General features: G+C 66.9%; 12 protein-coding genes. All 12 read left to right on the forward strand.

What is annotated here, in order from left to right:
- Positions 1-161: 161 nt before the first annotated feature.
- The gene (locus tag VGK20_05920) at positions 162-1,826 is read left to right on the forward strand and encodes an acyl-CoA dehydrogenase family protein (GenBank protein ID HEY2773573.1); all 1,665 of its coding nucleotides are present in this window, start codon (positions 162-164) and stop codon (positions 1,824-1,826) included.
- A 210-nt stretch (positions 1,827-2,036) separates the two neighbouring features.
- Positions 2,037-2,402: a hypothetical protein gene (locus VGK20_05925; GenBank protein HEY2773574.1), complete on the forward strand. Its 366-nt coding sequence runs from the start codon at positions 2,037-2,039 to the stop codon at positions 2,400-2,402.
- Positions 2,403-2,569: 167 nt separating this feature from the next.
- Positions 2,570-3,187 carry a hypothetical protein gene (locus tag VGK20_05930; GenBank protein ID HEY2773575.1) on the forward strand — a complete coding sequence of 206 codons (618 nt, stop codon included), beginning with the start codon at positions 2,570-2,572 and terminating at the stop codon, positions 3,185-3,187.
- Positions 3,184-4,590 carry a sigma-54 dependent transcriptional regulator gene (locus VGK20_05935; protein HEY2773576.1) on the forward strand — a complete coding sequence of 469 codons (1,407 nt, stop codon included), beginning with the start codon at positions 3,184-3,186 and terminating at the stop codon, positions 4,588-4,590. Before VGK20_05930 ends, VGK20_05935 begins: the two co-directional genes overlap by 4 nt.
- Before the next feature lie 95 nt (positions 4,591-4,685).
- Positions 4,686-6,920 carry an AAA family ATPase gene (locus tag VGK20_05940; GenBank protein HEY2773577.1) on the forward strand — a complete coding sequence of 745 codons (2,235 nt, stop codon included), beginning with the start codon at positions 4,686-4,688 and terminating at the stop codon, positions 6,918-6,920.
- A 558-nt stretch (positions 6,921-7,478) separates the two neighbouring features.
- The gene (locus VGK20_05945; protein HEY2773578.1) at positions 7,479-8,201 is read left to right on the forward strand and encodes a polysaccharide biosynthesis/export family protein; all 723 of its coding nucleotides are present in this window, start codon (positions 7,479-7,481) and stop codon (positions 8,199-8,201) included.
- A 21-nt stretch (positions 8,202-8,222) separates the two neighbouring features.
- A complete protein-coding gene (locus VGK20_05950; GenBank protein ID HEY2773579.1) occupies positions 8,223-9,821 on the forward strand; it encodes a GNVR domain-containing protein in 1,599 nt (532 codons plus the stop codon).
- A gap of 6 nt (positions 9,822-9,827) precedes the next feature.
- Positions 9,828-10,559 (forward strand): CpsD/CapB family tyrosine-protein kinase, encoded by a 732-nt coding sequence (locus tag VGK20_05955; GenBank protein ID HEY2773580.1) that lies wholly within the window; start codon positions 9,828-9,830, stop codon positions 10,557-10,559.
- 71 nt (positions 10,560-10,630) lie between these two features.
- On the forward strand, positions 10,631-11,971 hold the full coding sequence (locus tag VGK20_05960; protein ID HEY2773581.1) for a glycosyltransferase: 1,341 nt from the start codon (positions 10,631-10,633) through the stop codon (positions 11,969-11,971).
- Positions 11,972-12,077: 106 nt separating this feature from the next.
- A complete protein-coding gene (locus VGK20_05965; protein ID HEY2773582.1) occupies positions 12,078-13,490 on the forward strand; it encodes a sugar transferase in 1,413 nt (470 codons plus the stop codon).
- Between the two features lie 17 nt (positions 13,491-13,507).
- A complete protein-coding gene (locus VGK20_05970; protein HEY2773583.1) occupies positions 13,508-14,584 on the forward strand; it encodes an SDR family oxidoreductase in 1,077 nt (358 codons plus the stop codon).
- 35 nt (positions 14,585-14,619) lie between these two features.
- Positions 14,620-15,615 (forward strand): hypothetical protein, encoded by a 996-nt coding sequence (locus tag VGK20_05975; protein ID HEY2773584.1) that lies wholly within the window; start codon positions 14,620-14,622, stop codon positions 15,613-15,615.
- Positions 15,616-15,624 lie beyond the last annotated feature (9 nt).

Below are 15,624 nucleotides of genomic sequence, written 5' to 3' on the forward strand. Positions count from 1 at the left end.
AAAGCGGCGAGCGGCTGCGAAGGGCTGCGCGCTCGCGAACACGCTGTCGCTGCGACCTCTGCGGCCGGCGGCGCGCGGCGTTGACACCGTCCGGTTGCGCCCGTACACGTCCGTTCGCCTCAGCGTTCCGCTGCGGTATCCATACGGCAGGAGACGGTTCGATGACGCAGAGACTGGCGGCGCAGGTCACGGCGGGGGATGTGGCGACTCTGGTCGACGCGATCGACGAGGTCTCGCGCGAGGCGGTGCGTTCGGCGTCCGCGCGCACGGCCTCCGGAAAAGACATCGATTCGTGGCAGGTGCACTGCGAGCGCGTCGCCTACCTGGCAACCGAAGTTCTCGCCGCGCGCTCGATGCTCGACTACGCAAACGCCGCTGCCGCAAGCGGCACCGATGCTTCGCTCTTCGTGGACGAGGCCGCCGTTTACGCCGGCGAGGTCGCCGCGAAGCTGGCAGGCCAGCTCACGCTGGCGGGCGACGACTATGCGCTGCCGGCCGGCGTCATCGACAAGACGGTAGGCTCGCCCGCGGTCTCACGCCTGATCCGCCTCGCGGCCTGCGAAGACCGCGTGCGCGCGATCGGCCGCGCGGTAGCCTCCCAGCGCGGCAGCAACAACGCGTGGATGCCCGAGGACGACGTCGTGATGGTGCGCGACTCGGTGCGCAGCTTCGCCCAGAAGGAAGTCGCTCCGCTGGCCGAGCGGATCCACCGTCACGACGAGCTCGTGCCCGACTCGCTGATCGGCGCGATGGCCGCGATGGGCTACTTCGGCATGTCGGCGCCGGAGGCCTACGGCGGGCTCGGGATGGGCAACCTCGCGATGATCGTGACGACGGAGGAATTGTCGCGCGTATCGCTGGCGGCTGCCGGATCGCTGATCACGAGGCCCGAGATCCTGACGAAAGCCCTTCTCAAGGGCGGCACCGAAGAACAGAAGCGCAAGTGGCTGGCGCCGGTCAGTGCCGGCGAGCTGATGGTCGCGATCTCGGTCACCGAGCCCAACACCGGCTCCGACGTCGCGTCGGTCGCGTGCCGCGCCGAAGCGGCGGAGGTGGGCGGCAGGAAAGGCTACGTGATCAACGGCCCCAAGGCCTGGTGCACGTTCGCCGGTCGCGCCAACGTGATCGCGCTGCTCGCCCGCACCGATGCCGATCCCAAGTCCGGTGCGCGCGGTCTGTCGCTGTTCATCGTCGAGAAGGATCCTTTCACGGGACACGAGTTCGAGATGAAGCAGCCGGGGGGCGGAGTGCTGCATGGCAAGGCCGACGCGACGCCCGGCTACCGCGGCATGCACTCGTACACGCTCGCGTTCGAGAACTACTTCGTGCCGGCCGAGAACCTGATCGGCGAGGAGAAGGGACTGGGCAAGGGCTTCTACCTTCAGATGAACGGCTTCGCGGCCGGGCGCCTGCAGACGGCAGGTCGCGCGACCGGTCTTGCCCAGGCCGCGCTCGAAGCGGCAGCCGGCTACGCTGTGGACCGCCGCCAGTTCGGCAGCAACCTCGTCGATTTCCAGCTCAGCCAGTACAAGCTCGGCCGCATGGCCACGCAGACCCAGGTCGCGCGCCAGATCAGCTACCGGGCCGGCCGTTCAATGGATGCCGACGAGACGATTTCGCTCGAGCCCGCGATGGCGAAGCTGCTCTCGTGCGACATCGCAGTGGCGGTCACGCAGGAAGGCCAGCTCCTGCACGGCGGGTGGGGTTATGCGGAGGAGTATCCGATCTCCCGCTACGTCGTCGATGCCACGGTGCTGCCGATCTTCGAAGGCGTAAAGCCGATCCTGGAGCTCAAGGTCATCGCCCGGCAACTGCTCGGCGCCTGACCTGTCGCAACGCCCGCTCCCGGGCTGGTCGCAAACTCCGGCCACCAATTTCCGCCGAATCGTACGGAATTGACCGCGGCCGTACACGACCGTCCGCTGTCGGCGCGGGCCCGATCGCAAAAATCCAGCCTTTTCAAACACTTTCTCTCTTTTCGTTGCCTGGCTTCGGGCTTGCTCCATGCCTGCCAGCAAACGCGGAGGAAGAGGAAGATGAGGAAGGCGGCACAGCAGGCAGAACACGGTTTCCAGCAGTCGACGGACCGCAGGCAGCGCTTCTCCAGGACGCGCCCGCGCTCGTTCTTCACGGCAGCAGGCTCGCTTGCCGAGGAAACCCAGGAACGGACCCCCGAGCGCGCGCTGATGCTGGCGGTGCTCGAAGACGCGGTGGCCTGCTACGCAGGCAAGCTCAAGGCTCCCCGCGAGAACCCGGCCATCCTGCGCCGCCAGGCGGCTCACTGGCTGAGCTGCGAGGATTGGGACTCCCCATTTTCGTTCAATAACGTCTGCGAGGCCCTCGCGCTGGACCCGATGGCGCTGAGAGAGCGGATCCTGACGGACAGCGAAGACCGCATCTGAGAAGAAAGGCCCTCGGCGAGGGCCGTGCGGACTTGCAAATTTGCGCGAACGCGGGCTGTATGCGGCGCAGGCATGCAAGGTCCGGAGCTGGATCCGGAGTTGCAGGCCGGGCGGGGCGGCGGTCGGGGAGAGTCCCGCCACCCGCTGCCCGTGCGAGGTGCGCCGGAGTGTCCAGAGACCTAGACGACCAGGATCGCGTCCTTTCCGAGGTCTCCCACGACCTCGCCAACTGCTTCCACCGGTCCTACTACCTCCTTGATCTCCTTCACGAGGTGATCCCCGCCGGGGATGACACCGTCGCGTCCACCGTCGGCCGCCTGCGAGGCACTCTCGAGGAAATCGAGGCGATGTCGCGCTCGGCGCTGGCGTTCGTCCGTCCGATCGAGCTTCGCCGCCTGCGGGTGCGCATGGACGATCTCGTCGCGAGCATGCGCCAGCACGTCGGCATCCGGCGCATCGAGATCTCCGGCGACTCGGGTGCGGGACGCTGCGAGGTCGACGTCGATCCCGCTCGAATCTCCGAGGCGCTGTCGCTGCTGTGCAAAGCCTCGATGCACGATGGAGCCGGCGGCCAGCCGCTGGTCGTCGAGTTGCTCGACGGCAATCCCGTTGCGCTGCGCATCCATCGCGATGCCGGCCTGGACGATCCGGCGCGCCGCGACCTGCCGATGGCACTGACCGCGCGCATTGCCCACCTTCACGGTGGCGACCTCGACATCCAGGACGGCGAAGCATCGTCGCTGACGTTGAAGCTGCCGCTGGCAGCAGGGGAGGCCGGACGATGACACAGCGCATCCTGGTCGTCGACGACGATCCGCTGATCTGCCGCCAACTCGAGGACCTGTTCCGCGAGAGGCACTACGAGGTGGACAGCGCAGAAGGCGCCAACGAGGCGCTGACGCTGCTCGAGCAGTTCGACTACGCACTCGGCGTCGTCGACCTGAAGATCCCCGGCACCGACGGTCTGAGCCTGACCAAGCAGATCCACGAGCGCTGGAGCGACTTCGGCGTCATCATCATCACCGGTTACGCATCCATCAAGGGCGCCGTCGAGGCGATCCGCCAGGGCGCCAACGACTACATCACCAAGCCGTTCGAGCGCGAGGAGATCATCCTTGCGACCGAGAAAATCCTCGAGAAACGCCGCCTCCTCGACGAGATCAGCTACCTGAGGAGCCAGCTTTCCGAGCGCTACTCGTTCGCGAACATGGTCAGCCGCAACCCGGCGATGCACGAGATCTTCCGCACCATCGAGGCGTTGTCGCAGAACGACGCGACGGTGCTGATCACCGGCGAGTCCGGCACCGGGAAAGAGCTCGCTGCGCGCGCGGTGCATTTCCAGGGGCGGCGCAAGAGCGGCCGCTTCGTCGCGATCAACTGCGCGGCCTTTCCCGACACGCTGCTGGAGACCGAGCTGTTCGGCCACGAGCGCGGCGCGTTCACCGGCGCCGTGCAGGACCGCGTCGGCAAGATCGAGCTGGCCAGCGGCGGCACGCTGTTCCTCGACGAGATCGAGAGCATCTCGCTGCCGATGCAGCTCAAGCTGCTGCGCGTGCTCGAGCAGCGCGAGGTCGAGAAGCTCGGCGGCAACCGGCTGATCAAGGTCAACATCCGCGTCATCGCAGCGACCAACCGCGACCTCGAGCAGATGATCGCGCGCGGCGAGATGCGCGAGGACTTCTTTTACCGCGTCAACGTCGTGCCGATCGTCATCCCGCCTCTTCGCGACCGGCTCGAGGACATCCCGCTGCTCGTCACGGAGATGCTCAAGAACAACCCGCACGCGCGCGAGCGCGGCGGCATGCGGGTCTCGAACAAGGCCCTGCAGGTGATGATGTCGTACCACTGGCCGGGCAACGTCCGCGAGCTCGGCAACGTGCTCGAGCGTGCCATCCTCAAGGCCGCCGGCCCGCTGATCAAGGACGTGGACCTTCCCGGCGGCAGCGGCACGCCGACCAGCACGCCGGGCTCGGGCCGGGCGCGCGATTACGAGCTGCCGCTTCGCGAATTCCTCAAGCGGGCGGAAAAGGACTACCTGGCCTCGGTGCTGAGGCGGGCGCGCGGCGGCATCTCGTCGACGTCCAAGCACGCGATGGTCGACGCCGCGACCCTGCACCGCAAGATGAAGCAGCACGGCCTGAAGCGGGAAGACTTCCGCAGGCCCCGCGAGCCCCAGTCCGGAAGCTGACGGCAGGCGCGGCTTCGCAGGCCGGGGATTGCGAAAAAGCCGGACAGGGACGGGCAGGGACAGGTTGGGTAGGACGCCCCCTCGTGAGATAAAGGGTGAGGAGCAGCAGGCCCGCGACGAGCCTGCAGGGCACAGCGATGTACGCGCATTTCTACCACCTCTCGGAAAATCCGTTCAACCTGACGCCGGATCCGAAGTTCCACTACATCAACGAGTCGACGCGCGAGGCGCTGGCCGCCGTTCTTTACGGCATCAAGTCGCGCAAGGGCTTCCTCACGCTGATCGGCGAGGCAGGTACCGGCAAGACCACGCTGCTTCGGCGCATCGTCGACGAGATCGAAGGCGAGACTCGGATCGTATTCGTCTTCAATCCGGGCGTCAGCTTCGACGAGCTCCTCGAATACCTGTGCATGGAGCTCGGCATCCGCACCGATCCGGCCGGGCGCCTGCAGCTGATCGAGCGGCTCAACCATTTCCTGCTCGCCCAGCTCACCGAAGGCCGTAACGTCGTCGTCATCATCGACGAGGCGCAGACCCTCGAGGACGACGTGCTCGAAGAGCTGCGCCTGCTGTCGAACCTGGAGACGTCGAAGGAAAAGATCCTGCAGATCGTGCTGTCCGGGCAGCCCGAGCTCGAGGACAAGCTGCGAAGGCCGAACTTGAGGCAGCTTCGCCAGAGAATCGGCGTGCGCGCGACGCTCAAGCCGATGCGCAGCGACGAGATCCGCGCCTACGTCGAGACGCGCCTGCGAAGCGCGGGCAGCCAGAAGGCCGAGCTGTTCACGGCCTCCGCGCTGCACCGCTGCTGGCAGGCCTCCCAGGGAATTCCGCGCGTCATCAACGTCATCTGCGACAACGCGATGATGATCGCGTTCGCCGAAGGCAGCGATCGCATCACGACGACCGTCATGAATGCCGCGATCCGCGACCTGGACGGACTCAATCCGACCGAAAGCTGGCTCGGCCGGGCGCGCTCGATGATCGCGCTTCCGGCGGTGCGGTACGGCGTCGCGGCGACGGCCGTCGTGGCCGCGGCGTTCCTGCTCGGCCGCGGGCTGACGATGTCCGGAGACGAAGGCGCGCCGGTGCGCGTCGCGTCGCAGCAGGCGCCGCCCGCACCGAATGCATCGTCGCCGCCGTCGGCACCGGCGCCGGCCAGGCCTCAGGTTACCGCGCCGGCGACGCCTCCTGCACCGGCGGCTCCCGCGCCCGCTGCTCACGAGACGCCTGTGCAGACAGCCGTGGCTCCTTCGCCGCCGCTGCCACCATCAGCGGCACCGGCGCCGGCGGCGATGCAGGCGCCGGCCGTTCCGGCTCCTTCATCGTGGCCTCCTGCCGACCAGGCGACCGATCCCGCGCCAGCCGGTATGCCGCCGGCCGTCGGCGCTCCGGCCGAAGGCTCCCGGGAGCCGATCCGCGAGGCTGCGGCTCCCACACCTCCGGCCAACTCTGCCGCCGCGACCGCCGGGCAGGCCTCCGGAGCGGCCGGCCACCTCGATCTCAGCACCGATTCGATCAAGCGGCGGGCCGAGGAAATGGCGAGGTCGACCGCGGCCAAGCTCTACGGCTCAGCGCCGGCGGCGCCTGGCGATGCCGAGTCGGATGAAACTGCCGCCGTGACGCCGAGCCCGCGCCGGCCGGTCGCCGAGAAACAAGCAGGCCGCGGCGGTTCGCACGTCGACGCCTACCAGCCGTACGAGCGCGACGACGAACGGCCGCGAGCCGATGCCGAGGCCATGGCCGCCGAAGCGATGCGTCATCCCGAAGCTGCGGTCCAGTCACCGCCTTCGCCCAGGCTCGCGGCCTCCGCACCGCCGTCGATGGCCGCGCCTCCGAGCGGCCTGGCGGCAGGACTGGAATCGCTTGCCTCGATCTCCGGATCTGCGGGCAAGCCGGCGAAATCCGGGGATATTCCGGTCGTCGGCCGGCGAGTGCACGTGGCCCGCGGCGATACGGTCTGGGCGATCGCGATGCAGTATTACGGCAGCGTCGACCAGTCGGTGCTCGCCGAAATCTTCCGGCACAACCCAGGCATCCGCAATGCCCACCAGCTTCCGGTCGGGACCGAGGTCTTCGTGCCGTTCCTCAAGCCCGAGCACATGATCGATCCGGTCCAGGGCGGCGGCTATCGCGTGCTGGTTGCCGAGAGCGCCGAGCCGGCGGAAATTGCCAAGGCATCGTCCTGGGCGGCCTCGAGGCTTCCCGGCCGGCCCCTGCAAACGCTGAGCAAGGGCAAGGACAACCCCGTCCACATGGTCTACGCCACCGGCTTTTCGGGCAGGGAGGCGGCACTTGCCGCCGCACGCCAGCTGCTGCCCGCCACGCCCTGAACAATCCTCACGATTGATGAACGTTTCTTGTGTCTTGTTGGGCCCTCTGCCGACAGGTAGTCTGCCGGGAACCGATGCGACGATGCCGACCGAATGGTCACGGTCGGCCAGGGGTTCGACGGCTCGCCGTGCAAAGCTGGCCGCGCGGCGCGTCGGGCCGGATTCAGGCTCTGCGCGTTGCATCGTAAACACACGGTTTGCTCCGCGGATTTCTTGTAAGTTTACTTAGTATGCTCTATTCCTCAGAGCCCGGGTCGAGATTGGCGAATTGCATCTTCGGGAAGGATGCGTCGGCCGCATCGCCGGGGAGTCGATCGGGTCGGCTCGAGGGATGGCGGGGGTTTTCCGTGCGGGGACGAACATACGCCGGCGGCGTCGGGCTTGGAGGACGGTCCGTTTGCGGTTGGTGTTGAGATTCTCCGTGGCGTCACTGCAAAAATTTCGTGGCTGGAGGGAATGCTGCGCCGGGACTACGGTCCGGGCGCTTCGTCCTGCGAGGCCGGATCGAATGTCGCGACTTGTGATGGCCGTGCGATCGGGAAAGGGCGGACAGGGTTCATGAAAGCACGACACCTCATGATCGCCCTTCCGGCCGCGCTTCTGTGGACCGGCTGCTTCCAGAATCCGTCGATTGCGCCTCCGACCCAGGACATCAAGCCGATTGCTGCGGCGATGGGTGCGGTGCAGGACAACACGACGTCGCCGATCTACCGGCTGCAACCCGGTGACCGCGTCGACATCCACTCGCAGTTTCACGACGCGCTCACCGGCGAAGGGACGATCGGTCCCGACGGCCGCCTCGCGGTGCCGGCGCTCGGCCAGTTCCAGGCGGTAGGCCTGACGGCGGACGAGTTGGCGTCGGAGATCACCCGGCGCGCCTCGCTCACCTTCCGCGATCCCTCGATCACCGTCGGCGTGAAGGAATTCACGACGTTCCACGCCTACATCGGCGGCGAGGTGAAAAAGCCCGGCTACGTGATCATCAAGCCGGGAATGACCACGCTGCGGGCCGTCATGGAAAGGGGAGGATTCTCCTACAACGCGCGCCTGGACAGCGTGCTTCACATCGCGTGGAACGCACAGGGCGGTTATTCCGCCAAGCGCCTCGATCTTCGCCACGTGCTCGAGACCGGCGACACCACCCAGGATCTCGTCATTGGCCCGAACGACGTCATCTACGTGCCGACGACGTGGATCGCCAATGCCGACATCTGGGTTCGTCAATGGATCATCGACCTGATCCCGATTCGCGAGCCGACCACGCGTCTGACGGATTTCTGAGAGAGAGCGGAAAACTTCTCGATGGATCAGCGTTCCCTCTATCTCATCCGCCAGGCCGTCACGGCGATCTTCAAGCGGTGGCGCCTCGTCGCACTCGTGTTCGCGACGATCGTGCTGCCGTTCAACTTCTTCAACTTCCTGATCCGGCAGCCGTCGTACACCGCGAAGGCCCTGGTGCTGGTCACGCGCGACCGCGGCTACGCCGACCTCACCCCCCTGGAGCGCGAGCACGCCACGCCCGACCTGCCCAACGAAATGGTCGTCAACTCCGAGCTGCAGCTGATCCGCAGCGGCGACCTGATCCGGCGCCTGCACGATGAGCTGGAGTCGCAGTCGCAGACCAGCGCCGGCGGCGGGTTCCCGGTTCCGTCCGTTCCGTCCCTGACGATACGCCTGCTCGCCAGCCGCCGGCCCCAGTCCAACGTCATCGAGGTCGACTACCGCAGCTCCGATTCGGAGTTCGCGGTGCACGTCGTCAACACGCTGACGAACCTGTACACGAAGTACCACATCGAGACCCACAAGGAGCAGAACGCCCTTCCGTTCTTCGACAAGGAAACGCAGACGGCCAAGGAGACGTTCGTCCAGGCCGACCTGGAGCTGGAGCGCTTCGACGCGACCAACGGCCTGACCTCGGTGGCCACCGAGGAAGACAACACGATGCGCCAGAGGTCGCAGCTCGAAGCCGACCAGATGCGCACCGAAGCGCAGGTCACCGAGCTGACGACCAAGGTGGCGGCCATCGAGGCCGAGCTCGAGTACATCCCCGAGCAGGAAGCCGTCGAGACCGAGATGGTCCCGAACCCGCTGCTCAACTACATGCGGCAGAACCTGTCGCGCCTGGACATGGAGCGCCAGCGCCTGCTGCAGCTGTACACGCCGCAGAACCGGCTCGTCGAGGACGTCGAGAACGAGATCGCGCAGCTGAAATCGCAAGTTGCGTCGCAGGAAGGCACGGTCGTCGGCCGCAAGAAGATGTCGCAGACGCCGGCCCGTCGAAAACTGCAGGAAGACCTGCTGACCAACCAGGCCGAGCTCGGCGCCCTCGAAGCCCGCCGCGCGATGCTCGCCGAGCGCATCACCGACTACGAGGGCAAGATTCGCGTCCTTCACGCCAAGCACTACGAGGTCATGCGCCTGCGTCGCGACCGCGAAGAAGCCAAGGACATCTACTCGACGCTGCTCGGCAAGCTGAACGAGGCGAAGATCTCCGAGGCGATGGACCTGGCGGGTATCTCCAATGTCGCCGTCATCCAGGCCGCCGCCGGCCCTCTCGAATCCGATCCCGACTACAAGATGATCACGCTGTTCCTGACGATCTTCCTCGCGCTGCTGCTCGGCGTCAGCGCGGCGGTGGTCGTCGAGCTCGTCAACCCGGTGATGAACAGCGATCTCGACGTGCGCCACCAGCTCGACCTGCCGGTGCTCGCGGCAATTCCGGCCAGCGGCGCAGGCGGCGGACCCGGCGGCAACCTGAACTTCCAGGGCAACAACCTGCAGGGCAACCAGCAGGGCAACCAGCAGGGACAAGCGGGCAACGGATATCGCGTCGGCAACGCCAGGCGTTCCGGCAACCGTCCCCGAAACAACGGGAACAACGGAGGCGGCCGCCCGGCCTGACGCGCCATGAGCAAGACATACGAAGCTCTCAAGCGTGCCGAGGCCCTTCGCGCCCAGGAAAGGGCCGCGGAGACGTTCGACGTCGAGCACGTTCCCCCGACGATTCCGCTGCACGGCGCGGACGACTACTACGAGCTGCGCCGCGCACTGATGACGAGCCAGGTCGGCGAGTCGGTGCGCAGCGTTCTCGTCGTCAGTTCCCTGCACGGCGAGGGAACTTCGAGCGTGGCTTGCCTGCTCGCGCGCGCCATCGGCGGCGGCGGCCGCACGCGTGCGCTGCTCGTCGACCTCAACCTGCGCACCCCGGCGCTGTGGCGCCTGATGAACGTCAGCGGCCAGGCCGGCTTCATGAACGTCATCGCCGAAGACAAGAGGCTGGACGAGGTGATCCAGCCGACGGACGTCCCCGGCGTCGCGATCGTCACGGCCGGCAACGGCCGCCTGAGCGCCGTTGACGTCATCGACAATCCGAAAGCTCCCGAGGTCGTCGAAGGACTGGCGCGTCTGGCCGACGTCACGTTCATCGACGCTCCGCCGGTCACGCTCTACCCGGACGCGCGCGCACTGGCGCCGCTGGTCGACGGCGTGATCCTGGTGATCGAAGCCGACGCGACTCCGGTTGGCGTCGCATCGCGAGCGACCGAGATTCTGCGCGAATCCGGAGCCAACATCCTCGGCGTCGTCCTGAACAAGACGCGGCAATACATCCCCGAGCGCTTTGCGGCCGTCATCGGCTAGCGGCGGCAGAAGCCAAGGCGAGAGGGGCGCGAGGGGGCGATGCAAGCCGGCACGGCCGTGGGGACGCCGAGATGAGCGGGCGGCGCATCGGGTATCTCTTTCCGCTCTTTCCAGTCATCAACCAGACGTTCACGCTCGCCGAGGTTCTCGGGCTGAGGGAGCGCGGCTACGACATCCGCCTCTATTCGCTGCTGTCCAGGGTGGACCACAACCTGCAGCAGGCCGAAGCGCGCAGCCTCATCGACCAGACCCATTACTGTCCCGGCTACGGCTCGATGCAGCTTTGGGCGCCGTTCCTGCGCGCGCTGCGCGAAGACCCGGCGGCGGTCGCGCGCCTTTTCGCGACCGTGCTGCGCGCGTGGCGACGCCCCGTGCCGATCCGTCACGACTCGGCATCGCCGGGGCCGCAGACCTTCGGACTGGAAGACTGGCTCGACCTTCTCTACCGCGGCAACAAGTGGTTCTACCTTGCCAAGTCGTGGATGATGGTGCCGCACGCGATCTATCTCGCCGAAGTGCTGCGCCGCGACGGGGTCCCCCATGTGCACTGCCACTGGGCCACGTACCCGGCCACCGTCGGCATGCTGATCAAGCAGTGGAGCGGCCTGCCGTACAGTGTCACGGCTCACGCCTACGACATCCACATGATGCCGTGGATGCTTCCCGAGAAACTGGAGACGGCGGACTTCTTCGTGACCTGCGCCGACTACAATCGCCGCTACCTCGCGTCGATGTGCTCCGCGGAGGCTGCCGGTCGCATCGTGCTCAACTACCACGGCACCAACCTGCAGCGGTTCCAGCCTGGGCCGCGAAGCCCGGGCGATGCTTTCCGGATTGTCAGCGTGGGCTGGTTCAAGGAGTACAAAGGATTTCACTTCATCGTCGACGCGGTCGCCCGCCTCGTGGCGCAGGGCGTCAACGCGGAGCTGCACCTGGCCGGCGACGGGCCCCAGCGCGGCTATCTCGAACGTCAGGCGAAGACGCTCGGCATCACGAATAGGGTGGTCTTTCACGGATATTTGGATCACGATCGCCTTCTCGCGCTTTATCGCGACTGTGACGCGTTCGCGATGGGCAGCATCGAGATGACCAACTTCGGCCGCCAGGACGTGATCCCGAACGTGATTGCCGAAGCAATGGCAGTTGGGCTGCCGGTGGTTTCCACGAAGATGGGAGGAATCGCCGAACTGGTCCACGACGGTGCTTGCGGCCTGATGGTTCCGCAGCGCGATCCTGCCGCGCTTGCCGAGGCGCTCGCCCGCATTGCGAACGATCCGGCGCTGGCGGCAAGGCTGCGCGCCGCGGCGATGGCTCGCGTCGCCGACATCTGGGACAGGAAGAAGAACCTGGAGGCGCTCTCGCGCGTCTTCGACGAACGTATTGCGCCGGTCGCGGTGGCGACCGCCGCGTGACGGCCATGGCGACGCACGCTGCCAGCCCCGCGTCGTTCCCGTCGCGCAGTCGCAGGCGATCGACGCAGGCACCTGCAACTGCGGCCTCGCGGAGGGCCGGCGCGTGATGTCGTCGAGACAACGCAGGGCCAAGCGGCTGTTCGACTTCGTCGTGTCGCTGGCTGCGCTGCTGGTGCTGTGGCCGCTGTTCGCCGCCATCGCCGTCCTGATCAAGCTCGACACGCACGGGCCCGTGTTCTTCCGCCAGGAAAGGGCCGGGCCGAACGACACGACGTTCCGGATTTTCAAGTTCCGTACGATGATCGTCGGCGCCTATCGCAGCGGCGCACGGCTGACGGTCAAGCGCGATCCGCGCATCACGCCGGTCGGCCACCTGCTGCGCTGGACCAAGCTCGACGAGCTTCCGCAACTGCTCAACGTCTTCCTCGGCGACATGTCGTTCGTCGGGCCGCGGCCCGAAGACCCGTATTTCACGAACTTCTACCCGCCGGAGTTCCGCGAGGTGCTTTCGGCCAGGCCGGGCATCATCGGTCCCAGCCAGATCGACGGGCGCGACGAGATCGAAAAGTACCCCGAAGGCTGCGAGAGCGTCGAGGAGCACTACATCCAGCAGATCCTGCCCGAGAAGCTCGCGCGCGACTTCACCTACGTGCGCGACGCGACGTTCCGGGGCGACATGCGCTTCCTGCTGAGCGGTTTCGTCTCGGTGTCGCTGTCCCAGTTCAAGCGCGGCTTCTTCGCCCGCAACCGCTACCGCTTCGCGGCGCTCGGCCTCGACATGGTCCTGATGGTCTTCGCCTACGTGATGGCCAACTTGATCAAGTTCGACTGGAGCCTCGACCCGTCCCTGTGGACCTACGCCGGCAAGGCGCTGGCCTGGGTGCTGGTGATCAAACCTCCGGTCTTCGTCTACTACGGCCTGTACCAGCGCAGCGCCCGCTGGCTCGGCCGCCGCGACCTTGCGGCGCTCGTCAAGGCCGTCAGCGTCAGCTCGGCGCTGCTCGTGGCGGCCACCACGTTCTCGATCCAGCGCCATTCGCGCGCCGTCTTCGTGATCGACGCCATGCTGCTGCTTTTCCTCGCCGCCGGTGCACGCTATATCCTTCGCTCGGTCCAGAGCGGCGCGGCCCGGAACGAGGAGAGGGGCCCGCTCGTGAAGGTACTGGTTGCGGGAGCCGGTCACGGTGGCGAGACGATCCTTCGCTCGCTGCTCGAGGACCCGAAGTCACGGTTCATGCCGGTCGGCATCATCGATCACGAGCCGCACAAGTGGGGAGCTCTGATCCATGGTGTCCGCGTCGTGGGCGGGGCGACCGACATCGCGATGTCGGCGAGCCTGCACGGCGTCGAGATGGTGCTCATCTCGCTCGTCGACCTCGATCCGGTCGTGCTGAGGGAGATCACCGAGGCCTGCAAGAAGCTCGGCCTGGAGTACCGGCTGGTGCCGGCCCTTTCGGCTCTGCTCGAGCAGGCGCCGGCCGAGCCGATGAAGAACGTGGTTCTCTCCTCCCAGGCCTGAGAGCGCACCGGAGACGGATGACCAGCAATTTCCTAAGCGCGGGCGACCTCGTCCTTGTCACCGGCGGCGCCGGCTACGTGGGCTCGCACCTGGTGCGCCGCCTGCTCGAGCGCGGCTATCGCGTGCGCGTGCTCGAGACGTTCCTCTACGGCAACGCGGGGCTGCGCGGCATTCGTCCGCATCCGCACCTCGAGATCCAGTACGGCGACATCTGCAACATCCGCGACATGATGCGCGCGGCGAGCGGCGCCCGTGCCGTCATCGCGCTGGCGGCTCTGGTCGGAGACCCCGCCTGCGAGGTCGATCGCGAAGAGACGACGTCGATCAACATCGAATCGACCAAGCTGCTTTGCCACGTCGTCCGTCACCATCCGGACCTCGGTCGCATCGTCTTCGCGTCTTCGTGCAGCGTCTACGGTGCCACCGAAGGCCTGGTGCTGAACGAGGGTTCGCGGCTCAACCCGGTCTCGTTCTACGCCCGCACGCGCATCGTCTCCGAGCAGATCCTGCAGCGCGAGCTCGACGGCCGCAGCGTCGTGATGCTCAGGCTCGGCACCGTCTTCGGCGCCTCGCCGCGACCGCGCTTCGACCTGATGATCAACACGATGACGTGCCGCGCGGCTGCGACGGGCAGCATCACGGTGACCGGCGGAGAGGCGTGGCGTCCCCACGTCCACGTGCGCGACGTCGCCGAGGCTTTCCTGGTGGCCGCCGAGTCGTCCTCGGAAATCGTCAGCGGAGAGATCTTCAACGTCGGTTCCGACGAGAACAATTTCACGATCAGCGCCACGGCCGAGATGGTCGCCGCCCGCATCCCGGGAACGCGCATCGACAACGGCGGGCGCGTCGACGATCTGCGCAGCTATCGCGTCAGCTTCGACAAGATCCGGCACGTGCTCGGGTTCACGGCATCGGTCTCGATCGAGCAGGGGATCGACGAAGTGAAGGACCTGCTGGAGAGGGCCCGCATCGACTGGACCGACGCGCGGTACTCGAACGTCGGCTGGCTTCGACATCACGGTTTCGGCGGCCTCGGCCGCGATTGCATCGACGAGACCGCGGACCCGAGCGACGCGATCGAAGAAGTGGCCTGACCGCGGCCCCTTCCACTCAAGAGACAGAGGGCGAAATGCGCGAGCACACCCGGCTCCGGGTTCTTCATTATGGTCTTGGCGAGATCGGCATCGGCATTGCGCGCGAGAGCGCGGCCACCGGCCGGCTCGACAGCGTCGGTGCGGTCGACGTCGATCCGGAGAAGATCGGCAAGCCGCTGGCCTCGCTGTGGGGTGCCAGGGGCGGTGCCACCGTACGTGGCACGCTCAGCGCGGCGCTGGCCGATGCCGGCAAGGTCGACGTCGCGTTCCACTGCGCCGGCTCGCACATCGACGGCATCGAAAGCCAGCTGCTCGAGCTGATCGACGCCGGTTGCAACGTCGTGACGACGGCCGAGGAAGTGATCTGGCCCTGGGGCAACCGCGACGATGCAGCGCGGCGCCTCGATGCGGCTGCCAGGAAAAAGGGCGTCACGCTGTTCGCCGCGGGTGTCAATCCGGGCTTTCTCCTCGACCGTCTGCCGACGTATCTTTCTTCGATGACGCTCGGCCCTACCGCGGTGCGCGGCACCCGCCTCGTCGATCTCTCCAAGCGTCGCAATGCCCTGCGTCGCAAGATGGGCGTCGGCCAGGATGCGGCCTCGGTGCGCGAGAGAACCAGCCGCTTCGCGATGGGACACGCCGGCTTTCCCGAATCGGTCCGCTACCTGGCGGCCGCGCTCGGCTGGAGCGTCGGCGAAGTGGTGCAGAGCCTGGAGCCGGTGGTCGCCGACAAGAAAGTCGAAAGGGCAGGGGAAGTCGTTCTTCCCGGCCAGGTGCTGGGGCTGGCCCACACGGCCCGCGCCGTGGCACCCGACGGCAAGGAGATCTCGTTTTCGCTGACGATGAGGCTCGACTGCGAGGAGCCTTTCGACCAGATCGAGATCGACGGGAGGCCGCCGATCGTCGTGCGCTTCCCGATCGGATTGCAGGGCGACCTGGCCACGCTGGCCAGCGCGGTCAACGCGTGCTCGCTGGCCATGGATTCGGAGCCGGGCCTGGTATGCCGGCTCGCGACACCGATCGCACTCTGACGCGGGCAG

It is taken from the genome of Candidatus Binatia bacterium (genome assembly GCA_036493895.1).
Classification (GTDB): domain Bacteria; phylum Desulfobacterota; class Binatia; order UBA1149; family CAITLU01; genus DATNBU01.

Bases quoted from the DNA above. Each gene is read 5' to 3' on its own strand.
- VGK20_05935 (HEY2773576.1), top strand. From the start codon at position 3,184: ATGACACAGCGCATCCTGGTCGTCGACGACGATCCGCTGATCTGCCGC.
- VGK20_05950 (HEY2773579.1), top strand. From the start codon at position 8,223: ATGGATCAGCGTTCCCTCTATCTCATCCGCCAGGCCGTCACGGCGATC.
- VGK20_05955 (HEY2773580.1), top strand. From the start codon at position 9,828: ATGAGCAAGACATACGAAGCTCTCAAGCGTGCCGAGGCCCTTCGCGCC.
- VGK20_05965 (HEY2773582.1), top strand. From the start codon at position 12,078: ATGTCGTCGAGACAACGCAGGGCCAAGCGGCTGTTCGACTTCGTCGTG.
- VGK20_05945 (HEY2773578.1), top strand. From the start codon at position 7,479: ATGAAAGCACGACACCTCATGATCGCCCTTCCGGCCGCGCTTCTGTGG.
- VGK20_05975 (HEY2773584.1), top strand. From the start codon at position 14,620: ATGCGCGAGCACACCCGGCTCCGGGTTCTTCATTATGGTCTTGGCGAG.
- VGK20_05925 (HEY2773574.1), top strand. From the start codon at position 2,037: ATGAGGAAGGCGGCACAGCAGGCAGAACACGGTTTCCAGCAGTCGACG.
- VGK20_05920 (HEY2773573.1), top strand. From the start codon at position 162: ATGACGCAGAGACTGGCGGCGCAGGTCACGGCGGGGGATGTGGCGACT.
- VGK20_05960 (HEY2773581.1), top strand. From the start codon at position 10,631: ATGAGCGGGCGGCGCATCGGGTATCTCTTTCCGCTCTTTCCAGTCATC.
- VGK20_05970 (HEY2773583.1), top strand. From the start codon at position 13,508: ATGACCAGCAATTTCCTAAGCGCGGGCGACCTCGTCCTTGTCACCGGC.